At 55.4% G+C, this 24,166-nt stretch carries 20 protein-coding genes; all 20 read left to right on the plus strand.

The features are described from left to right. The 20 genes from HQL44_04850 to HQL44_04945 all read left to right on the plus strand — a co-directional run bounded on the left by HQL44_04850 (position 1) and on the right by HQL44_04945 (position 24,165). Complete coding sequence (locus HQL44_04850) at positions 1-1,053, plus strand: nucleotidyltransferase family protein (GenBank protein MBF0267897.1); 1,053 nt, start codon at positions 1-3, stop codon at positions 1,051-1,053. A 10-nt stretch (positions 1,054-1,063) separates the two neighbouring features. Next, on the plus strand, positions 1,064-2,368 hold the full coding sequence (locus tag HQL44_04855; GenBank protein MBF0267898.1) for an N-acetyl sugar amidotransferase: 1,305 nt from the start codon (positions 1,064-1,066) through the stop codon (positions 2,366-2,368). 6 nt (positions 2,369-2,374) lie between these two features. Next, entirely contained in the window at positions 2,375-3,037 is a 663-nt protein-coding gene (locus HQL44_04860; GenBank protein MBF0267899.1) for a serine acetyltransferase, read from the plus strand. Positions 3,038-3,039: 2 nt separating this feature from the next. Then, positions 3,040-4,935: a hypothetical protein gene (locus HQL44_04865; protein MBF0267900.1), complete on the plus strand. Its 1,896-nt coding sequence runs from the start codon at positions 3,040-3,042 to the stop codon at positions 4,933-4,935. Positions 4,936-5,005: 70 nt separating this feature from the next. After that, positions 5,006-5,995, plus strand: coding sequence for a radical SAM protein (locus HQL44_04870; GenBank protein MBF0267901.1), 990 nt, complete (start codon positions 5,006-5,008; stop codon positions 5,993-5,995). A gap of 19 nt (positions 5,996-6,014) precedes the next feature. Further along, positions 6,015-7,691 carry a sulfatase-like hydrolase/transferase gene (locus HQL44_04875; GenBank protein ID MBF0267902.1) on the plus strand — a complete coding sequence of 559 codons (1,677 nt, stop codon included), beginning with the start codon at positions 6,015-6,017 and terminating at the stop codon, positions 7,689-7,691. Beyond that, entirely contained in the window at positions 7,657-8,967 is a 1,311-nt protein-coding gene (locus HQL44_04880; GenBank protein MBF0267903.1) for a cation:proton antiporter, read from the plus strand. Before HQL44_04875 ends, HQL44_04880 begins: the two co-directional genes overlap by 35 nt. Positions 8,968-8,979: 12 nt before the next feature. Then, positions 8,980-11,121: a sulfate adenylyltransferase gene (locus HQL44_04885; protein ID MBF0267904.1), complete on the plus strand. Its 2,142-nt coding sequence runs from the start codon at positions 8,980-8,982 to the stop codon at positions 11,119-11,121. After that, complete coding sequence (gene cysC, locus HQL44_04890) at positions 11,118-11,654, plus strand: adenylyl-sulfate kinase (GenBank protein ID MBF0267905.1); 537 nt, start codon at positions 11,118-11,120, stop codon at positions 11,652-11,654. The genes HQL44_04885 and cysC overlap by 4 nt, the downstream gene beginning before the upstream one ends. 85 nt (positions 11,655-11,739) lie before the next feature. After that, a complete protein-coding gene (locus tag HQL44_04895) occupies positions 11,740-13,476 on the plus strand; it encodes an ABC transporter ATP-binding protein (protein ID MBF0267906.1) in 1,737 nt (578 codons plus the stop codon). Position 13,477: 1 nt separating this feature from the next. Further along, complete coding sequence (locus HQL44_04900) at positions 13,478-14,176, plus strand: acylneuraminate cytidylyltransferase family protein (protein MBF0267907.1); 699 nt, start codon at positions 13,478-13,480, stop codon at positions 14,174-14,176. Further along, entirely contained in the window at positions 14,173-14,349 is a 177-nt protein-coding gene (locus HQL44_04905; GenBank protein MBF0267908.1) for a hypothetical protein, read from the plus strand. Before HQL44_04900 ends, HQL44_04905 begins: the two co-directional genes overlap by 4 nt. Before the next feature lie 41 nt (positions 14,350-14,390). Continuing rightward, the gene (locus tag HQL44_04910) at positions 14,391-15,371 is read left to right on the plus strand and encodes a hypothetical protein (protein ID MBF0267909.1); all 981 of its coding nucleotides are present in this window, start codon (positions 14,391-14,393) and stop codon (positions 15,369-15,371) included. Further along, positions 15,371-16,885, plus strand: coding sequence for a cobalamin-dependent protein (locus HQL44_04915; GenBank protein ID MBF0267910.1), 1,515 nt, complete (start codon positions 15,371-15,373; stop codon positions 16,883-16,885). The genes HQL44_04910 and HQL44_04915 overlap by 1 nt, the downstream gene beginning before the upstream one ends. Beyond that, a complete protein-coding gene (gene neuC, locus HQL44_04920) occupies positions 16,882-18,033 on the plus strand; it encodes a UDP-N-acetylglucosamine 2-epimerase (hydrolyzing) (protein MBF0267911.1) in 1,152 nt (383 codons plus the stop codon). Before HQL44_04915 ends, neuC begins: the two co-directional genes overlap by 4 nt. A gap of 26 nt (positions 18,034-18,059) precedes the next feature. Further along, complete coding sequence (locus tag HQL44_04925) at positions 18,060-18,986, plus strand: hydroxyacid dehydrogenase (protein ID MBF0267912.1); 927 nt, start codon at positions 18,060-18,062, stop codon at positions 18,984-18,986. Beyond that, a complete protein-coding gene (locus tag HQL44_04930; protein ID MBF0267913.1) occupies positions 18,983-19,705 on the plus strand; it encodes an acylneuraminate cytidylyltransferase family protein in 723 nt (240 codons plus the stop codon). Before HQL44_04925 ends, HQL44_04930 begins: the two co-directional genes overlap by 4 nt. Next, on the plus strand, positions 19,702-21,060 hold the full coding sequence (locus HQL44_04935) for a hypothetical protein (GenBank protein ID MBF0267914.1): 1,359 nt from the start codon (positions 19,702-19,704) through the stop codon (positions 21,058-21,060). The genes HQL44_04930 and HQL44_04935 overlap by 4 nt, the downstream gene beginning before the upstream one ends. After that, positions 21,057-22,064: a hypothetical protein gene (locus tag HQL44_04940; GenBank protein ID MBF0267915.1), complete on the plus strand. Its 1,008-nt coding sequence runs from the start codon at positions 21,057-21,059 to the stop codon at positions 22,062-22,064. The genes HQL44_04935 and HQL44_04940 overlap by 4 nt, the downstream gene beginning before the upstream one ends. Before the next feature lie 37 nt (positions 22,065-22,101). Further along, positions 22,102-24,165: a radical SAM protein gene (locus HQL44_04945; GenBank protein ID MBF0267916.1), complete on the plus strand. Its 2,064-nt coding sequence runs from the start codon at positions 22,102-22,104 to the stop codon at positions 24,163-24,165. The last annotated feature ends 1 nt before the right edge of the window (position 24,166 follow it).

Genomic DNA, 24,166 nt, shown 5'->3' on the forward strand with positions numbered 1-24,166 from the left:
ATGGCTGACTGGACCGCAACCTTACTTCCGCAAAATGCGTCGCTGGCCGAGGCGATCAGCGTTCTCGAAGGATCGCCCTACAAAATTTGTCTGGTCACCGACGAGACGCGCAAACTGATGGGCACCATTACCGATGGCGATGTGCGCCGCGCCATTTTGCGCGGTCATGGGCTTGACTCAGCCGCCGCCAACGCCATGAAGGAGACGCCAACGACGGCGCTGGTTGGCCAGCCGCCAGAAGTTCTGCGCGATCTCATGCTGCGTCTGGATTTAAGCCAGATTCCACTTCTCGATACTCAAGGCCGGGTCGTCGGGCTGACCACCTTGAAGTCGCTGGCGCATGCGGGAGAACCGCGCGACAACTGGGTGGTGCTGATGGCGGGCGGCCTTGGCAACCGTCTTCGTCCCCTGACCGAGGACGTTCCCAAACCTCTGTTGAAGGTAGGGCGCAAACCCCTGCTGGAAACCATCCTGGAAACCTTCAGAAGCCATGAATTTCGCAACTTCTACATTTCGGTCAACTACAAGGCCGAGATGATCAAGGCGCATTTCGGCGACGGCGAAAAGTGGAAATGCAACATCCGCTATCTCGAGGAAAGCGACCGGCTGGGCACCGCTGGCGCGCTGGGACTTATTCCAGAGATCCCGGATCAGCCGCTTTTGATCATGAATGGCGACGTGCTGACCAATGTCGATTTCTCGAGCCTGCTGGAATTTCACAACGAGCAAAGCGCCAAGGCGACCATGTGCGTGCGCGAGTTCGACTTCCAAGTGCCCTATGGCGTGGTCAATATCGACGAGCACCGGATCACCAGCGTGGTCGAGAAGCCCGTTCACAGCTTTTTCGTCAATGCCGGCATCTATGTCATCGAACCCGAGCTTCTGACCTTGGTGCCGAATCAGGCCAGCTTCGACATGCCGGAGCTTTTTGCCAAGGCGCTGGACCTAAAGATGACGACGGCGGCCTTTCCGATCCGCGAATACTGGACGGATATCGGACGGATTGACGATTTTCACCGCGCCAATGGCGATTACGACAGCATCTTCCTGTAAGAGAGACTCCATGACCCTTTTTCCCCGCATCAAGGCCGTCGATCTCGCCCCTTTCAAGATGGAAGGTCCCAACCTGCCGACCCGCTACGGCTTGCCCAGCGAGGTCAAATTTTGCAAACACTGCGTCATTTCCAACCAGCGCCCCAACTCGGCGCCGGAATTCGCCCATACGCAAGACAGCCAGAAGTCGACCATCAACTTCGACGCTGAGGGCGTGTGTGACGCCTGTCGCGCCGCCGAGCAAAAGGCGAAGATCGATTGGCTGGGGCGCGAGCAGGAGCTGCGCGATCTTTGTGACCGCTATCGCAAGCATGACGGCTCGTATGATTGCATCGTTCCCGGCTCGGGCGGCAAGGACAGTTTCTACGCGGCTCATGTGCTGAAGTATAAGTACGGCATGCATCCGCTGACTGTTACCTGGGCGCCCCACATCTATACAGACTGGGGCTGGCGCAACATGCAAAATTGGATTCATTCCGGTTTCGACAATATGCTGTCCACGCCAAATGGTCGGGTTCACAAGCTGCTGACCCGTCTGGCCGTCGAGGTCCTGTTCCATCCATTTCAGCCCTTCATTCTGGGGCAAAAGCAGATCGCCCCCAAGATGAGCGCGCTTTACGGCATTCCGCTGGTTTTCTACGGCGAGAACGAAGCAGAATACGGCAATCCGGTTTCCGACAACACGCAAGCCACGCGCGATTGGAGCTACTTTACCGCTGCCGACCCGGACAAAATCTATCTAAGCGGCGTTTCCGTCGCTGATTTGAAGAAGAGCTTCGGCATCGACGCCAACGACTTGTCCCCCTATATGCCTGCCGATCCAGAGGCCCTGAAGCGCACGAAGACAGAGGTGCATTATCTGGGCTATTACCTGAAATGGCATCCACAAAGCTGCTATTACTATTCGGTTGAACATGGCAATTTCGAAGCCAGCCCGGAACGCACGCCCGGCACCTATTCGAAATACAACTCCATCGACGACCGTGTAGACGACCTGCACTATTTCACCACGCATGTGAAGTTCGGCATTGGGCGCGCCACCTACGACGCCTCGCAGGAAATCCGCTCGGGCGACATTACCCGGGACGAAGGCGTGGCTTTGGTCAGGCGATATGACGGGGAGTTTCCCGAACGTTTCATCGACCAACTGATGGACTATCTGAGTTTGCCCGCCGAACAGTTTCCCGAGGCATCCAGTATGTTCGAACAGCCCGTCATGGACCGCGACTATTTTCTGCACCTAGCCGACCGCTTCCGCTCGCCGCATTTGTGGGCGAACGAAAATGGCGCTTGGCGACTGCGTCACAAGGTCTAGCGTTACATGCGTTCCAGCCTGGATCGCGACTCGTTGGCCGCCTATACCGGACGACAGCTTGCGTACTTCTTTCCCGATGATGCCCCGCCTCCTTCGGATTGGTCCATGTTGGTGGGCAAAGCGCTCGAGCGCGTAGAGACTTGCTTTCGAAACATCCGCCAGCGCTACTATCGAGACGAAGACGGGCAGGCGCTGTTCAGTCACCTGAACACGGATCAATACGCCGCCTACCTTTATCTGCTTGGCAACACCATCTTTCGTGAATCGGGCGATGCGGCCTTGCCCGCCAAATTGTATGGACTGAACAAGGCGTTGCATGGCCTGGACATATTCTATGAAGTTGAGTTGCCCGAAATCTTCGCCTTCGTCCACCCCGTGGGCACGGTCGTCGGACGCGCCGTCTACGGCAACTTTTTCTGCATCTACCAAAATTGCACGGTCGGCGGCGATCTTGAGGGAAACCATCCTACGTTGGGCGAAGGCGTTGTGATGTTCGGCGGTTCGCGCATTATCGGCAAGGCAGACGTCGGCTCTAACTGCCTATTGTCGGCAGGGAGCATCGTTTTGGCTGAGCATATCCCCGACAACAGCGTTCTATTCGGCATTTCGCCGCATCTGGTGAGGAAGCAGACGACGCGCAGCGTCAAGGCCGACATGTTCGGCGCCTAGCGATGCAAGTCCCAGATCAAATTTTAAGTGTCCTGAGCCAGGACGCCTTTCCCCAAGACCCTTGCGACCGCCTCGTCCTGGCCTCGTCGAGCGAAGAGTTGACGGACCTTGATCCCCGCCAGCCAGGGCTGGTTGTTTTCATCACGGATTGGCTGGGTTGGTTGACATGGCGGCAAAATGGCGGCCAAGCCGTTCATTACGAGAGTTATCTGTCCGAATGGCCGCAGGAGCTAGGTCCGCAGGAAAGTTTCCAACAGCGCGCCGTGACCTGGATGTATGACGACGGCACGGACGCGACGCTGTTCGAGGGCGTCTCGCTGGGCAAGCAATTCAACTGGGAAGTGACCGGCGTTCGCTTGGCGGCTGGGCGAATACTGTTTTCATTGTCGCAGGCGATTCAGCGAATGCAACCTCGCGAGATTGAGTATCGGGGCTTGAGGGCAGAATACGCATTCCTTGACGATTCCACACTTTTCGATCTGGCGAGCGCGGCGGCTGAACGCAAGAGCATGGCCTTGACTGATCGCAGAAGCCAAACAAGCGCTTTGCGCCGTCTTGATCCAGAACTGCCTTTCAATGGCGAGTTTTCGCCGCCGTCCCTGTCGCGTCGATTGACGCTACGCATGACGGAGCTGGTCACTGACGCCTTCTCTCGCCTATTTGGTCTCTTGCGCGGCCCAGCGCCGCGAATTTTCATTTTGCACAATTTGCTGGTCGTCAAGAGCCTGATTGAGCATCTGCCTGTCGGCCAGGCGATCCCGGTTCTTGTCGCCAGAATTCATCCCAAGCGCCCTTCCTTTTTGATCGACGCTTGGCGCAAGGGCGTGCGGTTGGTGGCGCTTCCCTCGTTGTCGTTGGGTCCTCAGGCCAGACAGAGGCTAGAGGAAATTCGCGGATGGATTGCCAAAGTCGCTGAGCGCGCAAATGCTTCGCCAGAGGATCGGGCCGTCAACGACTACCTGCGCCGTCATCTGATTTCCACTTCGACTCTTGAGGCCAAGGCCCATGAGGTCCTGCAGTTCAAGCGCCTGTTCGAAGCCGAACGGCCTTCGCGCATTCTGGTCGGCGACAGCGAGAACCATATGGTACGCATGGCCTGTGAGGTGGCGCAGGGGCTTGGCATCGGCGTTGACGAACTGCCCAACGGCATGTTCCTGACCGCCCAGCGCATGGACAGTCGTTCGGGCGATGGCGTGCGCGGCCCGGTGATCGATCGCTTTCTTGCCTGGGGCGAGGCCAATTTGCGCTGGGCCAAGCGTTCGAAGGTTGGCGTTGCAACGCTGCCCACAGGATATCCGGTGGCGGACAGTTTGCTGAATTGTCCAGCACCTGCTGCAACAGGATCGGGGCGCGCTCTTATTTTGCCGCTGCATGTGGACAAGACGGATCTGTGCGGACTGTACAGCGAAGTGTTCGTCAATCTTGTTCGCGCCGTTCAAGCAGCGAGGGACGCAGGCTATGGCGACATCCGCATCAAGGTGCATCCCGGCTTCATCAATCTCGACTATTACCAAGAAGTTGCGAAGCGCTTTGGCCTTGACGCGCTTGTCTTCAAGGATGGCTCATTGCTGCCTCACATCGAATGGGCGGATATCGTGATCGGACCCGTCAATTCCGGCGCCATGATCGAGGCGGCTGCTCTTGGCAGACCCTATCTTTCCGTGCTGAACCCACCCACCGCCATCGATCCCGATTTGACCCTGCCCGCCAGACCCATTCTACCAAGCCAGATTGCCGATTCCTTAAGAAGCAGAAGCTATTGCAATCCTAAAAGCATTTTATCAGACATTGCTGGTTGCCAAGAAGACAGACCGAGCGGACACCGTGTTTGGCAGGCCGTGCTGAAGGGGAACGGAAAGAAGACCACATCCCTCTCACCACACTGTGAGGCCGCCTGAACATGGCGGCAAGCAATGCTCAATTAATCTTCAATGCAGCGCAAGTCTTCAAACAGGACAAACTAGTCACATGACGCACCGCACAAATCCTTTCGCGCCGCTATACGCTCACTGCAATGCTGGCAATTCGAAGCAGAAGATCGCCAATCTTCCAGATTTTCCTTATATTATCGATATTGAGCTGACTAATTTGTGCAATTTCCGCTGCTTGATGTGCCCAACAGGCAATCATTCGCAACAACGTCTGCAAGGCTTGATGGCGGAAGATGTTTTCTATCGGATCCTTGATGAAATTCGAGGCCGTCAATTAGGGTTGCGTTTTATCCGCTGGGGCGAACCTCTAATGCACCCGAACGTGATCGACTTTCTGAAGGCCGCGAAGAAAGATGGTCATCTTGTTCATCTTAACACCAACGGCAGTTTTTTAACCTCTGAGATGGCCGACCGCCTGCTGGAAGTGCCCATCGATTCCTTGAAATTCTCGGTTCAGGGCGTCGACCGCGACAGTTACCGCGAAATGAGAAACATCGACTTCTTTGACAAGCTTCTCGAAACAGCGGCGATGCTGCATGAAAAGCGAGGCGCCAGGGCGCTGCCCTTTCTGCAAATCTCGACAACCGTCACATACGAAAGCAAGAAAACCCAGGATGCCTTCTTGGAACGAGTCAGCCATATCTGCGACGCCACCAACATCGGCGCCACCAACTTCGATTGGCTGGATCTGAATGCCGTGCGGCTGAAGCCTGCCGAAATAGATCTCTTGCGGACGTTGGCTAAGCAAGATTCCGTTCAGCGCATTCACCCCGAGTGCCCCGAAGTGTTCGACAAACTGTCCTTTAATTGGGATGGAAAGGTTACCGCCTGCTGCATGGACAGCAATGATCTGATGGTGGTTGGCGACATAAAGACGCAAGGTATTCAAGACATCTGGCGCTCTGATCGATTGAATGAATATCGCAGGATGTTGGCTGACATGCGCCATGACGATATCGAGTTGTGCAAGCATTGCTGGGATACCCATAACCTATTCGTGCCATCCCCTGACGATGCTGCCGAGTAGCCGATAGGGTTAGGCGTACATGTCGATATTCAAGAAACTTCTTTTGCGGGCAATCTATAGCCTGATCGGCTATCTGATTGCCAAACGCGATGCCCGCAGCTCATCCGCGAAGTGGTTTCCCAACTGTTTCGGAAAAAATTTCCTATACAGCCCACTGTTTCCTCAAGCCGATGGCAAGGCTTATTGGGCGAAGTATCATGCCGAAAAGCTGGATAATCCGCTGACCGTAAACTTCAAGCGCTTCAAGGCGGATATCTTAAAGGGTCAGCTCTGTTGTGCGGGGAGCTGGCACGAATTGAACATTGATGTTCCGTCAGCGCTGCCATATGCCGTTACGGGCGTCCCCATTCATCAACTTGATCGCGAATATGAGGCGTTGCTCCGCTGCAGCGGCAGTACGATGAGGTTGGGCGGCTTGGCGGCTGATCGGTTCTATTACCTGCCCATTCGTGAACCCGGTGAAGTCGCCCTGAAATCCGATCATAATTTGATCGTCGCCGAAGCTATCCCACTTCAACAGAAGAAGAAGCACCCTCTTCGCATGGTGATGACGGTTTTCATCGACAATTTCGGCTGGGACGTCCTTCACCACATCGATGTCGAAACATCACTTCCTAACATTTCCCGCTTTTTCTCGAAGGGGGCGGTTTTCGAGAACTGTTACAGCGCCTCGAACTGGACCCTGGCCGGCGTGGGATCCATCGTCTCCGGCAAGCTGTTGTCCTCGCACAATATGTTTCACTTTTCAAAAGACGACGTCCTTTTGGGAGACGGCTACAAGGTGTTGCCGGAATATTTTCAAGAGGACGGTTATCTAACGTTCCAGGTTTGCGGCAACACACGCAAGTCGCCAGGGTACCGTTACGTCAAAGGGTATGACCGGACTGTCTATCGCAATGAAATGCCGCTATGCGAGAGTCTGGATGTTCTGTACGACCATGTTCGCGCCTTTCCAGAACGCGATCATTTTGTTTGGCTTACGATTATGGACGCCCATCACACGCTGGCCGCCGAACCTGACGTTGCCAACCAACTTCAAGCGCATCTAATGGCGCAAGATTACGCCCGGCCCAAGGGAAAGTCTCCGATGCAGCTGGGATTCGATGCGCCTGTCCTTGCCCGATATGTCGAGGAATTGAAGCGGATCGATTTTCATCTAGGCATGCTCTTTTCCTTTCTTGAGGAACGCTACAGCGACGATGACATGGTTGTGGCGCTGGTCAGCGATCATGGCCCCGGATGCCTTAGCAACGACCCTCACCCCCTTGCGCACCAGAAAACACATGTGGCTTATATGTTGCGTGGGCGGGGCGTTTCACCTGGGCGCATTCAAGAAATCACCCATGTAACTGATATCTTGCCATCCTTGCTGAAGCTGGCCAGTTTGCCGCCGGCCAGTTCCATTGACGGGCGGCTCCCGGTAGCCTTGGGGGGAAATGAAGCCCGCAGTTTCGCAACGGCAGAGATAAAATATGCCGGGCTTCCCTACGAGGCGTCGATTAAGGATGCCGAGTTCGAGTTCTACCTGAAGACAAAGGCCCGCGTTGACGATAAGGGAAATGTCGATATCGCCGACCATGATGTTGAACTGTTCCCCAAGCTCGATTGGTCACGCGATGTAATTGCGGACCATCCAGAATTGGCCGCAGGCTACACGGCACATGTTGCAAGCATTTTGGGTCAAAGCCGGTCATGACTGCTTATTTTTCTGTCTGCGGCACATCATGAACGACACCGAGCTTCTGCGCTTCTTGCTGGCGACAGTGGCGCTGCTGGGTTCGGCACATTTCACTGGATATCTTTTCCAGCGTTTTGGGCTTCCAAGAGTCGTCGGCGAGATTTGCGGAGGCATTGTTCTTGGCAAGACGGGCCTGGGCTATGCCCTGCCAGACATACACGCTTGGTTGTTCGATGGCTTCGATGCCGAACCCAAACTTCTTGCCGCCTTTTATTGGCTTGGCCTCATTCTTCTGATGTTTACTTCGGGCTTCACCATGGAAAGTGGAAGGGCACGAACGAATTTGCGCTTGGTCGTGATTCTTGTGATTGGCTCAACCAGCCTGCCCTTCCTGGCCGGTTGGCTGGCAACGACAAGCGTTGATTTCTCTCCCTACCAAGGTTCGGCCAACAATGCCGCGGCACTTTCTTTGGTCGTAGCAATCGCCGTGGCCGTTACTTCGATACCTGTCATCTCACGCATATTTCTTGACCTTGGCATTGCCACCACTTCATTTGCTCGAAATGTTCTGGCAACAGCCGTCGCGCATGACATTATTTTGTGGGGTGTGCTGGCGGTGGCTACCAGCCTTGTCAGCGCTGGTTCAACTGACGGCTGGGCCATCGTCTTCACCATTGTCAAAACCGTTGTCTTCTTCAGCCTTTCCATCTGGATCGGGCCGCGCCTTCTAGACTATCTGACCCGCTCACGCTACAACCTTGTCCGGAAAGGTTCGCCAATCGGCTGGGTTCTGATTATTTGCTTTCTGCTAGCGGCCCTGGCTAGCATCCTAAATGTCAACGTTATATTCGGAGCGCTTATAGCAGGACTGCTATTCGGTTTGGCGCGCCACCCGGATATCGAGACTGTTCGCAGCCGGATCAGCGATTTTTCCTTTGCTTTCTTCGTGCCGTTCTATTTTGCCATGGTCGGCATGAAGCTTGACCTGATTGCCGAGTTCGACCCTCTCTTCACTTTGGCGTTCATCCTTTTCTGCACAGCCTGCCAAATGCTTGCGACCGTGGCCAGCGCTAAGCTGGCGCGGCGAGGCTGGGCTGAAGCATTTGATCTGGGCGTGGCGATGAATGCGCGCGGCGGCCCTGGCATCGTTCTCGCAACGGTCGCCCTGGAGTTTGGCATCATCAACGGCGTATTTTACACCACCCTGATTCTTCTGGCGATTTTGACTTCGCTTGCCGCTGGGTCTTGGTTCCGTCGCCAGTTGGTCTGCAATCGCCCCCCGCACCTCTACTAGGGAAGTAATGGTATGAGCACCGAAATACTGTGCACCTTAGGACCGGCCTCGATGAACGAACGCATCATATCGCGCCTCGAGCATTTGGGCGTGTCGCTGTTTCGGGTCAATCTTTCGCATACAAAATTGGAAGACGTTGAATCAGTCATTCGGTTCATCCAAAGCCACACCTCGGTTCCCGTTTGCCTTGACACTGAGGGTGCCCAGATACGCACGACGGCCTTAGTGGACGGACAAGTGACCTTGCGTGAGAACACCATGGTCACCTTGCACTCGCGGCTAGTTCCTGGCGATTCGTACAATATCGGCTTTTATCCACCCTCAACGATAGCGGAGTTGCAGGCTGGGGATTTTATCAGCATCGACTTTAATGCGGTGCTGGTTCAGGTCGTCGAGCCGGGACTTGAACGGGTCGCCGTTCGAATTGTCAGTGGCGGACAAATTGGTTCGAACAAGGCCGTCACGGTACACCGACCAATTTTGATGCCAGTTCTTACAGACAAGGACAAGGCAGCCATCGCCATCGGACGACGCTTGGGCATACGACATGTGGCGCTTTCCTTCGCCAACCGGGCGGATGACGTGGATGAGGTTCGCAACCTGACCGGAGACGCATTCATCATATCGAAGATCGAATGCCGCAACGGCCTAGACAATCTGCGGGCCATAGCGCAAAAGTCTGATGCAATCCTGATCGACCGCGGAGACTTGTCGCGGGAAATTCCCATTGAACGCATTCCATCGGCTCAGAAATACATCATCCGCACAACCAAGGAAATTGGCCGCAAGGTTTACGTTGCAACAAACCTTCTGGAAACCATGGTTTCATCGCCGCTTCCTACGAGGGCGGAGGTAAACGATATCTTCAACACCTTGCAAGACGGTGCGGACGGCCTGGTTCTTGCCGCAGAAACAGCTGTCGGCAAATATCCGATCAACTGTGCCGCCATGGTGGTTAAGTTGCAACGAGAGTTCAGCGAGGAAACCAAGGGTTTGCCGACGTCGGAAGTTTTCTCGCTGCTTCCGTCTCCGCATGGCGGAACTCTCAACATTGCCCTGTCCGGCGAGGAAGATAAGAACAGCATTCATGATTTGCGTCGAATTGCTGTCCCGGAGACCACTTTGAGGGATGCAGAACAAATCGCTCTTGGCGTCTATTCTCCTTTGTCAGGCTTTATGAATCGCGAAGAGCTTGAGGGCGTGCTGTCAAATTTCAGACTGCCTGACGGCGCAATCTGGACGATGCCGATTATTCTGCAACTGCCACTCGGGCAAAGAAGTGTCTCGACGGGTGATCGCGTGGCGCTGACATCCGATTCTGGCGCCATCCACACCGTCATGGACGTTTCAGAGACGTTTGTGATGGATCTGCACAAGCTGGCCGAGCGTTGGTTTGCAACCGATTCGCCCAAGCATCCGGGCGTGGCGCGCCTGCTTTCAGGAAGCGACGTCATGGTTGCCGGTAAAGTGCGGCTTTTTCAAAAATTGCCTTCGCCATGGCGGGCTTACGAGCTAACGCCCGAGCAGTGCCGTTTTATCTTTACGCAAAAGGGCTGGACACGGGTGGTCGGCTTCCACGGTCGCAATGTTCCGCATCGGGCGCATGAGCACATTCAGCAAGCGGCTCTTGACCTAACCCACGCCGACGGTCTTTTCATTAGCCCCGTCGTCGGGCCGCGCAAAAGCGGCGATTTCTTGCCGTCAGCCATTCTTAAGGCCTATGAGGCGCTGCTGGAATTCGGGATCTACCCCAAGGATCGCGCGGTGCTTGGCGCCTTTGCCAGCTACCCACGCTTTTCCGGCCCGCGCGAGGCGGTCTTTACCGCACTTTGCCGCAAGAATATGGGCTGTAGCCACTTCATCATCGGACGCGACCATGCGGGCGTCGGAAGTTTCTACGGCCCCAGCGACAACCGTCGTCTTTTCGAGAGTCTGGACGATCTAGGTATCGAACCGGTGTTTTTCGATCCCATTGGTTGGGATGTCGAGGCCAACGCCTATACCACTTCACCTAATGCGCTCTCAATTAGCGGAACAGAGGTCCGCATGGCTTTTTCCTCGGGTCAACCGCTCCCCAATTGGGCGATACGACCGATCGTGCAGGATGCGCTTAGGGCCGAAGTTGCTTTGGGTCGGGAGCTGTTTGAGCCGTGAGCGAAAGAGGATTGGTATTCTGGTTCACCGGTTTGTCAGGAGCTGGGAAGTCCACGGTGGCGCAATTGTCGAAGACAAGGCTTTGCGAATGCGGAATTTCCACGCTGGTGTTGGATGGCGACGATCTGCGCGCCGCAATTAGCCGCGATCTTGGTTTCGACAGGGAGAGCGTACGAGAAAACAACCGGCGAGTTGCCACTTATTGCGCAGAACGCCGATGGGACGCCAATGCCGTTCTCGTGCCGATAATATCGCCTTTCGAATCAGATCGCGCCATGGTCCGCGAAATATTGGAACCAGGTTTCTTCGAGATTTGGTTGGCGGCCGATATCAAGGCTGTTGTGACCCGCGACCCAAAGGGGCTTTATGCCAAGGCCAGATCCGGTGAAATTACCAACATGATCGGCTACGCGCCCGATTATCCCTACGAAGCGCCAAAGCGCGCCGACCTAGTAATCCAAAGCGATCAAGAGGAACCAGAAGTTTCGGCAGGAAAGCTGACGGCCTTTATCCTGGAAAGGTGCAAGACATGACTAGGGACGAGAGCAGACATTTATGCTGAGATCGCTAGCCCAACTTTATGCGTTGTTCAACGGTCAAACACGCCGTCGACTGCTAATGCTCTTTTTGGCCATGCTGCTTGGTGGACTGTTGGAAATGGGAGGCATCGGCCTGATCCTTCCGTTCCTGCAAGCCATTGTGCAGCCCGAGAAGTTGATTCAATTGTCGGGTAAAATTGGTATGGCGGAGTTTTTGGCAGAAATTGAGCCGCCGGCGCTGATAGTAGGACTCGCCTTGGTTCTGTTCGCGTTCTACTTTGTGAAAAACGTTTATTTGTATCTGCTGAATCGCTATTCCCTGTTCGTGACGTTTCAAGCCGAGGAGGCAATGAAGCTGCGCTTGCTTGGCGCTTACCTCGCCCTGCCCTATGCCGAGCGCTTGACTTACAATACCGCGCAGTTTTCCCGGACCATCATTCATTCGACCCACGTCGTCTGTAAAGGCTCCTTGAACGCAATGCTGATCCTGGCCATGGAGGGAATTCTTGCCCTGGCGGCGGTTTCTGTGCTGCTGCTAGCTGCGCCGGTTGGCGGGCTTGCTTCTGGCATATTGCTGCTGGCCTTGATGGCAGGTCTTTATCTTCCTTTGCGACGCAAGCTGGCGAATGGCGGACATGAAGCCAATCAACAGCAAGCGAAGATTTTTCTGTGGTTGAATCAAAGTTTTGGCGCCGTCAAGGAAACCATTCTCCTCAAGCGCGAAGCATTTTTTCTGGATCGATTCGGACACGAGACCGGTCGACTGGCGCAGATCATGGCGCGCAATCAAAGCATGATGCAGTTACCGCGCTTCATCGCCGAATTGGTCGTGCTCGGCGCCATTCTGGCCTATCTGGCCAGTTCGGTCGTCGTCAATCCTCAAGGCCTGGAAGACGCTTTGCCGATTCTGGGCGTTATCGCCGCTGCTGCTCTGCGCCTGCTACCTTCGGCAACCCGCATTGTGACCCAGCTGAACACTATTCGCCATGGAAGCTCTGCTTTGACGGCCGTCAGCGACGATATAGGGAAGCTGCCAAGCAGGGCGAAAATTGCGTCTGGCGGGGAAGGCGATAAAGTGACTTTTCAGTTCCGAATCCAACTGGAAGGCGTGGGCTTTCGCTATCCCGCCACTTCTGACAACGCCTTGAGCGACATTGAATTCTCCATTACTCGCGGCGAGGCCGTCGCGTTGGTAGGGCCTTCGGGATCTGGCAAGACAACTCTGGCAGATATCGTTCTTGGCCTGCTTTCGCCCAGCGCAGGACGCATTCTGGTAGACGGCAAGGACATTCAAGGCGATCTTAATGGCTGGCAGGACAAATTAGGTTACGTTCCTCAGCACATTTACCTGCTGGACGACACTGTGTTTCGCAACGTGGCCTTCGCCCTGCGCGACGAGGAGATTGACCCTGAACTCGTAAGAACGGCGCTGGCCAAAGTGCGCCTCCTGGAATATTTCGAGGGTCTGCCCGATGGCCTTGAGACGAGGCTGGGCGAGCACGGATCACGCCTTTCGGGCGGGCAGCGTCAGCGCATCGGCATCGCACGCGCGCTTTACCACAATCCAGATCTGCTTGTTTTCGACGAGGCGACCAGCGCCCTGGACAGCGGCACAGAGCGTGACGTTATTGAAGCCATCGACGCCCTGCGCGGCACGATGACTATGATCGTCATCGCGCACCGCATGAGTACCGTGCGCCATTGTGATCGCATCGTTGTGCTTGACAAAGGCCGCATCGAACTAATTGGGACTTATGACGAGCTTCAGGCGGCCAGTCCATTGTTTCAGAACTTGACCCAGCAACCGGCGGCCTAGCATGACTAATGCGCTAGCCGTCATTTGTGGACGCGGCGGGTCGAAGGGCCTGCCCCGCAAGAACGTGCTGGAACTGGGCGGCAAACCCCTTGTTGCTTGGAGTGTGGCGGCGGCGCTTGGCGCCAAATCGATCGGCCGAACTATTCTTTCTACTGACGACGATGAAATTGCAGCTGCCGCCAGACAGGCTGGCTGCGACGTGCCCTTCATGCGCCCTCCCGAACTGGCCAGCGACACGGCTTCGATCTATGACGTTCTTTTCCATGCGTTGGACAATGCTGGGCAGACCTATGACATGGTCGTTCTCCTGCAAGCCACGTCCCCACTACGGACATCGCGGGACATTGACGCTTGCATTGACCTGTGTGTCTCGACGAACGCGCCATCATGCATATCGGTGACGGTTGCAGCAAAGCCGCCCCATTGGATGTATGTGCAAGACAGCAATGGTTGTCTGCTGCCCGCGCTTCCCAGTGAAAGTCAGCTCGATAGGCGTCAGGACGCGCCCGTCTATTACCTACCCAACGGAGCGGTCTACGTGGCGCGAACCGATTGGCTAAGGCAGAACAATAGTTTCGTCGGCCATGGGACCAGGGCATATCTCATGCCCAACTGGCGGTCTGTTGATGTCGACAGTTATCTCGATTTGGTATATGCCCGCGCCATACTGGCCGAACTTGAGAAAGGGAACCTCATATGAGCAGCGTTCTTAAAGGCAACTTCCAGACGGCTAAATCCGTTGAGGCGAAAAAGGTCCTGGAGCCTGATGACCTTGATTCGCGCTTTGAGCGCGAAGCGATGAAGAAGCTGGGCGGGTCGATCGCCTACGTCGCCAAAAAGAAGGTGAAGTGGGCCGAGGAAGACAGCAAGTGAACAACCCCCAAGGATCGCTTGGTCTCCAACTGGTAGCCAAGATGGAGGAACTGACGTGGGACCGCCACGGCCCCATGGGCGTGGCCAATGCCAAACGCAACAATGCCTTCAAGGACAAGGGCAAATCTCTGGCGGCCCTTCGGCGCGAAAGCGTGGGAGACGGCAATTCTGCCGTGGTCATCGCCGCCGGACCTAGCCTGAAGCGTCAAGATCCCGCCAAATTGCTGCTGGAGCGTAGTTACAAAGGCGCCGTCGTTACCACTGAAAGCGCACTGCTTTACTGCCTACGCCAAGGCTTGGTGCCGGACCTTACCGTGACCTTGGACCCGCACGCCACGCGCATCGTCCGCTGGTTCGGCGATCCGCATCTTAGCCACGACTCGCTTAAAGCTGACGATTACTTCTCGCGCCAGGATATGGACAAGGCCTTCGCCGATGAAATGGCCGCCAACAAGGAAATTCTGAGCCTTCTGGATCAGTACGGTCCGCGCATCCGCATCGCCTTATCGACTTCGGCGTCAGAGGCGGTTGTCAACCGCGTGTTAGAAACCGGCATGCAGGTTTACTGGTGGAATCCCATGTTTGACGATCCCGATGCACCCGGCAGCATCACCGGTGAATTGCAGGCTATGAATAAATTTCCCTGCGTCAATGCCGGAGGCAATGTTGGCACCACCGCCTGGATGATGGCTGGGGAAGTTTTGGGGAAATCGCGCGTGGCGCTAACCGGCGTCGACTTCTCCTATTACGACGAGACGCCATACCGCAATACGCAATATTACAAGGAAGCGCTGGCTCTGGTTGGCGAGGAAAACCTCGACAGCATTTACATTCGCCTGTTCAATCCGCATGTTGAGGCATGGTTCTATACCGACCCGGCCTATATGTGGTATCGCGAGGCTTTCATGGAAATGGCAAAGGATGCCGATTTCCAAACTTTCAACTGCACGGGCGGCGGCATCGTCTTTGGAGACCCTGTCATTGTCTGCCCATTGGCGGAATTTTTGGATAAGCACGTCTGATGTCAAAGGTCCTCTTCATTAATCCCGTTGTGCGCGAGGAAGACGTTCCCCGCCATGTTCCTTATGGCATTGCGCTTTTGGCCGCCATCGCCATAGACAAGGGCCATCAAGTCCAGGTTTACGACGCCAATGCTTGGCGATTGGGAGAGGAGACATTGCGCGAGGTGCTGGCCGCAGATGATTGGCAGGCGATTGCGCTTGGCGGCATCACCACGGCGTATGGCTCAATAAAGCATACAATTAAAGTGGCCAGGGAAGTGTGCCCAAACGCCGTCATCATGCTGGGCGGCGGCGTGCTGACCAGCCTGCCCCAAGATATGATGCGCTGGTTGCCGGAGGTCGATGTTGGGTGCGTCGGCGAAGGTTTTGTCACCTTCCCAGAAATGCTGTCCATGATCGACAGCGGTCGGCGAGACTGGCAACAAATTCCCGGCACCATCTCGCGCGACGGCGCGGGAAATCCTGTTTTGTCCGCACAGCGCGCCTTGCTCGAAGATCTTGATTCCCTGCCCTATCCGGCCTGGGACCTCTTTCCGTTGGAAGAAGTATATTTCAAAAACAGTCAAATGCTTTATTCGCCGGAAGGCATGATGGCCCAAAGACGCCTCGACATCAATGTCAGCTACGGCTGTTCAATGATCTGCCGGTACTGTTACCATCTTGGCATCGCAGGCGACATGCGCTATGCCACCGGCGTGAACGGAGAAACGACGGTCGAATTTGACCAGCCCGGCAATTACACCAGATCCATTCGTTATCACAGTCCAGAATATATCGTGCGCATGGTTAAGCACATGCAAGATGCATACGCCGTCGATTACGTGCTGTTCCTAGATGAGAATCTGATGACGATGGATCAGCATTCCGGTCGCACCTGGATGAAGGAAATCTGCCGCCTCTGGCACGAGAACGGCCTTGCTCCAGTGCCGCGTCTTGATGAAGCGGGCATGATGACGGGCTGGACGGGCATTCATTGGTCAGGCACAAGCCACGCCACCCTTTGCACCAGGGAGGTATTGCAGATCATGCGGGCAGCCGGATGCTCGCATTTGGTCTATGGCTATGAGAGCTTTGCGCCGCATGTCTTAAAAACAGTTGGCAAGGGTTCGACCCCCGCCACCAACGAGCGCAGCTTTTACTGGACGCTGGAATCAGGCATCCGTCCAGTTCCAAATGTCATCATCGGATTCCCAAACGAGGATTTTGAATCCATTCGAGATAATATGGCCGCCTTCGAAAGGCTGGGCATTCAAGTCAGGCCGCATTTTGCAACCGCCTATCCAGGTTCGGAATGGTTTACCGTGTACCGCAAAAGCCTGGAAGAGCAGTATGGCGGCGATCTTGAGGCCTATATTCTCGATCTAGGCGATGCCACCAAGATCACAGGCATCATCTGCGAGAATTTCACGGCCGTTGAACTGATTGGTTTGCGCGAGCTGATGTGCGACGGCAACCATCGACTGATCGACGCCTATGAGCAAGCCTGGCTCCAGCGTCGAGGGCATAAGCCATGACGGCGGCCCGCAAAGTTTTCGTCCTTACGGGAAAGCGCGGCGGCTTCGGAGCCATGAAACCGATGCTTCGCCTGCTGCGCGACCGTGCCAACTTCCACCTGCAGCTTGTCGTCACCGATCAGCATGTCAGCGATAAGTTTGGCCGCACTATTCAGGAGGTCGAGCGCGAATTCAGCGTGGCGGCGGCAGTCGATATGGAGCAGAGTGACGATTCGCCAAAGGCGCGCGCCAAAGCTCTGGGCGTATGTCTTCAGCGCATGACCGACACCTTGACGGAATTAAAGCCGGATATATGCGTATTGTACGGAGACAGAGGCGAAGTGCTAGCCACAGCGACGGCAGCCACCATTCTCGGCATTCCCATTGCGCATTTGCAGGGCGGCGACGTTTCGGGATCACTGGATGAGCAAATGCGCCATGCCGTGACAAAATTATCGCATCTGCATTTTCCATCCACACAAGAGAGCGCCAACCGTATCTTGAAGATGGGCGAAGAGGATTGGCGGGTTCATGTGGTGGGTGACAATCACATCGACTTGATCGTTGCCGGTGATTATGCAAAACCCGACGAGGTTGAAGCTGAACTGGGCCTCGATTTGTCAAAGCCCGTCATCGTCGTTCTGCAGCATTCGGAAACGACGCAGCCCTCTGCTGCCTACAGCCAGATGGCGGAAACGCTGAAAGCGGTGGCCTCAACCGGGCATCAAGCAGTGGTGGTGCATCCTTGTTCGGATCAGGGATATGAAGGCATTTTGCGAGCCATTGACGAATTTGCCCCCTCCCCGCAATTCACGGTTCGGGTGAATCTGGACGCGCACTTATTCTGGGGTCTCTTGTCCGTGGCGTCGGTTATGGTCGGCAACTCCTCAGCGGGGCTGATCGAAACGCCCACTTTCCGCCTGCCCGCAATTAATGTCGGTCGCAGGCAGATAGGCAGGCTATGCGCCGAGAACGTCATCCATGCGCCTCACGAAGAGGACGCGATATCCAAGGCCCTGAGCGTTGCTCTGAGTGACGCCGCGTTTTTGCAACAAGTCAAGGCTTGCCGCCAACCCTTTGGCGACGGAACGGCGGGCATTCGCATCGTCGAGCTGCTGGGCAACATTCCTCTCGATCAGACACTGCTTGTCAAACGGATGACCTATTGAAACCCAGGGCCCTTTATTATAGCTGCTTGGCCTATCAGCCTGGGCCGCTGACGTTGGTTCACACAGCATTTGACGTTGTCGAACTGGAGGATCCGCGTTGCGACAAGGATGATATCCTGGCAGAGATAGACGTGCTGTTCGCTCCCCTGGGGTTTCCGGTCGATTCGTCTAGGATGAACCGCTGCAAGAGATTGCGTGCCATCGTCTCAAATACAACCGGCGTGCCGCATATCGACATGCAGGAAGCCAAAAGGCGCGGCATAGTCGTTTGTGCCTTGCATGATGAGCAGGCCTTTCTTGACACCATCACACCAACTGCGGAACACACGATAGGACTGATGATGGCCGCTTGGCGGCGCATTCCAGCCTGTCATGCCGCCGCTTGCGGTGGCGCGTGGGACCGCTTTCCCTGGGGTGCGCCCCGTATGCTCTCGCGCATGCGTTTAGGCTTGGTGGGCTATGGCCGCTTGGGGCGCAAGGTAGCTCAAATCGCCAAGGCCATGGGCATGGACGTCGCCTATTACGATCCTTTCGTGCCGGGCGGCATGACAGAGCTGCTTGCCCTGGCCAAGCGTTCGGACGTGCTAAGCTTGCATGCGCCAGCCACGGTGGAAACCAAGGGGTTGGTGCATCGAGAAATTCTGCAAGCCCTGCCTCAAGGCGCCATGGTCGTCAACACGGCAAGGGGAGAGTTGTTGGATAGTGAGGCGCTGCTCGACCTTCTGGAGGCAGGACACCTGTTTGCGGCGGCGCTCGACACGATCGACGGCGAGTATGACCCCGGATTCTCCAAATCCTTTGCCTCGTCACGTTTAGCCCGCTACGCCCGTGAGCATGACAATCTGGTGCTGACGCCCCATATCGGCGGCTCGACTGTCGATGCTTGGAGCGAAACCCAAACCCACGCAGTGATGAAGGCCGTCCGCGTCCTGGGATTGGAGATCGGACGATGATCGCCTGGGGGTTGGTGCCCGCCCGCGGCGGGTCAAAAAGCATTCCATACAAGAATTTGGTGCCCGTTGCGGGAATTCCTCTGCTGGATTACGGCGCTTTGGCCGCGCAGTCGTCTGGGGTCCTTGATAGGATTGTTTGCTCGACTGACGACGACATGATTGCAGGGCGCGCGCGCCACCTTGGAATCGAGGTCGACCGGCGACCTGATCACTTGGCTACTGACGATGCGGCTGTAGCCGACGTCGCGCGAGATTTCTTGAGTCGGCAACCGGTTGGCAACCGACCAGACGTCATCGTTCTCATTCAGCCAACCAGTCCATTTTTGTTGCCGCAGCACGTTCGAATGCTGGTCAAGGCTTTGGAATCGGATTTGACGGCCAATTCCGCCCAAACGGTAACGACGGTTCCACATAACCATCATGCCTGGAACCAGCGCGTGGTCGATGGCGATTATGTTTCTTTTCACTTCGAGGCAGAAAGAGCCATCGCCTACAACAAACAGAAAAAGCCCAAACTGTACATTTTCGGCAATCTCGTCGCAGCGCGCAGCCGCGCCCTATTGGCAGGCGAATCCTTTTTCGCAAAACCGTCGGTCTTCAAGGAAATCCCTTGGCCCTACGACCTTGATCTTGACTCGCCGCAAGATCTGAAATTGGCAGAGGCGATGCTAAGCGCTGGATTGGTCGATCTTCCACACATAATAAAGACTGAACCATGAGACTGTTTGACCGCGTCATATCCTTTGCCGTTGTGGCTTGCCTCCTTTTGTCAGTCGGGGTGCTGGCCTTTAGCACCTATCACTTTGGAAACGGCGCCCTGACCTGGCAAAAGGGATTGGTCGGTTTTGTCATTCCATCTGCAACCGCCCTGGGCGCGTGGATGACGCTGCGGGTTAGCCTTGCCGCGCGCAGGTTGATAGCGCTTTACGCGTTTTGCTGCGCCATTTCTGTTTACGCCGCACAAGCCTTTCTTTTATTTCGGCCGGCAGAAATGGAGAATTCTGCTGCCGCCCTTGGACAAAAGCTTGGCTTGCCCGTCGACCCTCGCACGAAGCGCGAAGTCATTGACGATTTGCGAAGCCAGGGCAAGGACGCTTGGCCTGCAGTCGTCACCACCAAATATCTGACCTCGCCGATTGAACATGATGGAAGGTCCATCTTGCCGCTTTCGGGCATCAGCCGCGTCCTGTCGGTCAATTGCAATGAATTCGGCACTTGGATGATCTATCCCGCCGATGAGCACGGCTTTAACAATCCTCTTGGTTTATGGCAAAGGCAGGTTCACATTCTTGCCATTGGCGATTCATTCGTGCATGGCGCCTGCGAACCGCCCGGCAAAGACCTTGTCTCTGTGCTGCGTGAAAGTGAACCCGCCACATTGAACATTGGCATCGGTGGCCGCGGTCCCTTAATGGAGCTGGCAACATTCATCGAGTACGCGCCGACGGTGCGCCCCGCACTGACCTTATGGTTCTATTACGATGGCAACGACCTTGTGAACCTAGCCGACGAGCGGAATCGGGAAATTCTGATGCGCTACCTGCGCCAGGATTTCAGCCAAGGGCTCATCAACCAACAAGATGCCATCGATACAGCACTCAAGCAGCTCGTCAATCAGGCCGCATCAGGAGATTTTCGCAAGTCTGCGAGAGCGGCAATCGTTGACTTCATCTTGCTGCGCCCGCTTCGCGCTACGCTTGGCCTGAATGCAACCGGCACCGTCGAAGTCCTGACTACAGTTGAGGATTATCTGTCCTTAATTCCCTTGTTCAAAGAAACCATGACCAAGGCCGTAAAGCTGGCGCAGAGCTGGAACGGCAAGATCGTGTTCGTATATTTGCCGTCTCTCGAAATGCTGGTAGATCCCAAACATATTGACACGCGGCAGGCCGTGCTTAACGCGGCACGGGACAGCGGCCTTGAAATCTTGGACCTCACCGCCGCCTTTAAGGCAGAGGATGCCGCTGCTACAAGATTTTGGTACGGCCCGGGAACCCATTATTCGGCGGAAGGGTACCGGTTCGTCGCTGAATCGGTTTCGCGCTCCATCGCCCAGACCAAGGACCTCCGATGAGACGCGTAAAGTGCGCCTCCTCTCTTGGCTTTGGCGCGTTTCTTTGCTTTCTTTTTCTGCTCGCGGATCTCGCTGTGTCTGTTACCGCCTTGCGCGATAGACCCGGCATTCCAGCCGGCCTTTACGTTCAAGATCAAGATCGCCCCTATGCCATGGCCCAAAATGTCGCCATCTCCATTGACGAAGGAGTTGCCTATACGGTCCGCACGAATGAGCGAGGATATCGGGATGATGCCTGGACGCTGAATGCCACCATACGTGTTCTTGTTCTTGGTGACGGCATGGCGACGGGTGCGGGCGGTCCAAGCGAGGATGCCTTTCCCGCAAAGGCGGGCCGCCTTCTAGAAAGGGCCAATGTCAGGCTCTACAATGCAGCGGTAGGCGGTTACGGGCTGCACGAGAACTTGGCGACGTTGAAGCGCGAGTGTGCATTTCTTAGGCCGACACTTGTCCTCACGGCATATTGGTATGATGACATGCTGCCTGTCGCTAGCGCGCCGTCAACTGTTGCTGCGCAAACGGACAAACCGATTTCAAGCTATTTCAAGCTGGCGCATCTAAGGGCCTGGCTTTCGTACTACGGCTGGCACCCGACGCAAATTGCTGAGCGTATTTGGGGCCTAGCTGATCTTGATGCCTCCTATTTGGCGCGATACCTGAAGACCGGACATGGCGACTTTCTGAAGAAGGAACGGGCAGAAGCGGCTGCTGACATTGTTCTCAAGATGCAGGCCGAGGCAAATGCATGCGGCAGCGGTTTTGCCCTGGCAGTTTTACCGACCTTTGCCGAAGCCTATTACGGGCTTCGCGAACCTGCGACGCAAAATTTGTTGGCCGCAATTGGTTCAAGCGTCAATGTGCTGGACATAAGGAACCACATTCCGCTCGGCAGCCGCCTGATGTCAGGCCTTGACAATCACTACGACAGATTTGGCAATGAAATGATTGCTGGCATTCTAGCGGATTTCGTCGGCAATTCCTTGGCGTTGTCTAACAAGCCATGAAGTATCGAGTCCGCCTTCACTTGATGGGTTATCATTGATGCCTTTATCCGTATATTTGGTTGATCTTACCTATACCCAGCAGACTGTCGCCGCCGATGTCATGCCTGCCGGCGTTGGGTGCCTAGCGACTTATGCAGAGGCGCATGGCGCCGCAACTGATCGCATTCGCCTGTTTAAATATCCCGAAAAGCTGATCGAAGCTCTAGAGGTCGATTCCTTTCCAAACGTCATTGGGTTCTCGAATTATATTTGGAACGGAACACTAGCCTACGAATTCGCCAAGACGATCAAGCGCCAGAACCCTGAAACGATCATCGTTTTCGGCGGCCCCAACTATCCGCTTGAACCTGCGCCTCAAATAGCGTGGCTCAAGGAACATCCAGCCGTCGATTTTTATGTCGCCAAGGAAGGAGAATTGGCCTTCCTACGTCTCCTGCATGCGCTGGCGCAAGGTGACGTCGATGCAGTAAAGCGCCAAAGCATTCCCTCTGTGCATGCCATCGCAAGCGACGGACAGGCCTTCATCTCCCCCCTAGGCGAACGAGTCGCCGAACTTGATGAGATTCCATCCCCCTACTCAACTGGCCGCTTGGATGAATTCTTCGATGGGACCTTGCTGCCCATTGTACAGACGAACCGCGGTTGCCCCTTCACCTGCACTTTCTGCATTGAGGGAGACAGCTTCTTCTCGAAGGTTTATCGCAACTCTGCAGACAAGATTGGCGAAGAGCTAAGCTATATCGGACGCAAGATGCAGGACGTGCGGAGCAGGGGTGGCCGCAACGACTTGTTCATCGCCGATTCAAATTTTGGCATGTACGTAAACGATCTTGATACGTGTCGCGCTCTAGCGCAGACCCGCCTCGACTTCGGATGGCCTGAGTACATCAATGTCGCTACCGGCAAAAACCAAAAGGAGCGCGTGCTGGAGGCATCGAAGATCATCGACGGCGCCTTGCGTCTTTCCGGCTCGGTGCAAAGCCTGACGCCAGAGGTGCTGGACAATATCAAGCGCAAAAATATTTCACCAGACGACATCATGGACCTGGCGCTGAAGGCCAGTGAAACTGGCGCGAACACCTACAGCGAAATCATTATGGCCTTGCCAGGAGAGACCAGAGCCACTCATCTCGAGACTATCCGCACGGTAATGGATGCAGGCTTCACAAATCTTTATCTTTTTCAGCTGATGATGCTTCCTGGCACAGAGTTGTCGGCGCCGCATACGCGGGAGAGGTTCTCCATGCAGGGACGGTTTCGCGTTCTTCCGCGCTGCTACGGCCACTTCAAGCTGGGCGGGGATGAAGTGCTGGCGGCAGAGATCGAGGAAATCTGCGTGGAAACCAGCACATTTTCCTTCGACGACTATGTCGTCTGTCGGCGATTCCATCTATTGGTGACGCTGTTTTACAACGATGGCGTTTTTGGCACGCTGCTGAAGCTGCTGCGCCTACTTAAGCTCTCGGTCTTTCGCTGGGTAGAGTGCATCGCCGAGACAAAGATGTCACCGCGCCTGCAAGGGCTGATCGACGCGTTCGATCAAGCGACGCAAGACGAACTTTGGACATCGCGAGAAGACCTTGAAGCCTTTACGAAAGCCCCGGGTTCAGTCGAGCGCTATATCGCAGGGGAGCTAGGCAACAATCTTCTGTATGTACATAAGACCCTGGCTATCACACAGTATGTTGACGAACTCGTCTTACTCTCCAGGGACAGCATGAGGAAGGTTTTGTCAGAGGGCGGGCTTGACACTCCCTCGCATTTAGCCTTCGTCGACGATGCTTTGACATACCACCGTTCTCGCCTGTTTGATCTCTTTTCTGATCTGGATCGCAAGGTGGAAGTGATGCAAGAATTTGACATCGCGGCCTTCGAAAGCGATCCGCAAGCTGCTGACATCGACAGTTATCGCCTTGAGACGCCGACTATGTATGTCTTCCAACTTGCAGACGAGCAAAAGGAGCTGATTCGCCGCAATCTTGGCATTTACGGCTCGACCCCGGTCGGCATAGGTCGCATCCTGTCGAAAGTTTACGTCAAGCGCATTTTGCGCCATTCCAAACCGCAGGCTGGCAAGGCCTGCACACTTCCTTCCCTATAAG

The organism is Alphaproteobacteria bacterium (genome assembly GCA_015231795.1).
Taxonomy (GTDB): domain Bacteria; phylum Pseudomonadota; class Alphaproteobacteria; order Rhodospirillales; family WMHbin7; genus WMHbin7.

Bases quoted from the DNA above. Each gene is read 5' to 3' on its own strand.
- HQL44_04850 (MBF0267897.1), top strand. From the start codon at position 1: ATGGCTGACTGGACCGCAACCTTACTTCCGCAAAATGCGTCGCTGGCC.
- HQL44_04855 (MBF0267898.1), top strand. From the start codon at position 1,064: ATGACCCTTTTTCCCCGCATCAAGGCCGTCGATCTCGCCCCTTTCAAG.
- HQL44_04860 (MBF0267899.1), top strand. From the start codon at position 2,375: ATGCGTTCCAGCCTGGATCGCGACTCGTTGGCCGCCTATACCGGACGA.
- HQL44_04865 (MBF0267900.1), top strand. From the start codon at position 3,040: ATGCAAGTCCCAGATCAAATTTTAAGTGTCCTGAGCCAGGACGCCTTT.
- HQL44_04870 (MBF0267901.1), top strand. From the start codon at position 5,006: ATGACGCACCGCACAAATCCTTTCGCGCCGCTATACGCTCACTGCAAT.
- HQL44_04875 (MBF0267902.1), top strand. From the start codon at position 6,015: ATGTCGATATTCAAGAAACTTCTTTTGCGGGCAATCTATAGCCTGATC.
- HQL44_04880 (MBF0267903.1), top strand. From the start codon at position 7,657: ATGTTGCAAGCATTTTGGGTCAAAGCCGGTCATGACTGCTTATTTTTC.
- HQL44_04885 (MBF0267904.1), top strand. From the start codon at position 8,980: ATGAGCACCGAAATACTGTGCACCTTAGGACCGGCCTCGATGAACGAA.
- HQL44_04895 (MBF0267906.1), top strand. From the start codon at position 11,740: ATGCTCTTTTTGGCCATGCTGCTTGGTGGACTGTTGGAAATGGGAGGC.
- HQL44_04900 (MBF0267907.1), top strand. From the start codon at position 13,478: ATGACTAATGCGCTAGCCGTCATTTGTGGACGCGGCGGGTCGAAGGGC.
- HQL44_04905 (MBF0267908.1), top strand. From the start codon at position 14,173: ATGAGCAGCGTTCTTAAAGGCAACTTCCAGACGGCTAAATCCGTTGAG.
- HQL44_04910 (MBF0267909.1), top strand. From the start codon at position 14,391: ATGGAGGAACTGACGTGGGACCGCCACGGCCCCATGGGCGTGGCCAAT.
- HQL44_04915 (MBF0267910.1), top strand. From the start codon at position 15,371: ATGTCAAAGGTCCTCTTCATTAATCCCGTTGTGCGCGAGGAAGACGTT.
- neuC (MBF0267911.1), top strand. From the start codon at position 16,882: ATGACGGCGGCCCGCAAAGTTTTCGTCCTTACGGGAAAGCGCGGCGGC.
- HQL44_04930 (MBF0267913.1), top strand. From the start codon at position 18,983: ATGATCGCCTGGGGGTTGGTGCCCGCCCGCGGCGGGTCAAAAAGCATT.
- HQL44_04935 (MBF0267914.1), top strand. From the start codon at position 19,702: ATGAGACTGTTTGACCGCGTCATATCCTTTGCCGTTGTGGCTTGCCTC.
- HQL44_04940 (MBF0267915.1), top strand. From the start codon at position 21,057: ATGAGACGCGTAAAGTGCGCCTCCTCTCTTGGCTTTGGCGCGTTTCTT.
- HQL44_04945 (MBF0267916.1), top strand. From the start codon at position 22,102: ATGCCTTTATCCGTATATTTGGTTGATCTTACCTATACCCAGCAGACT.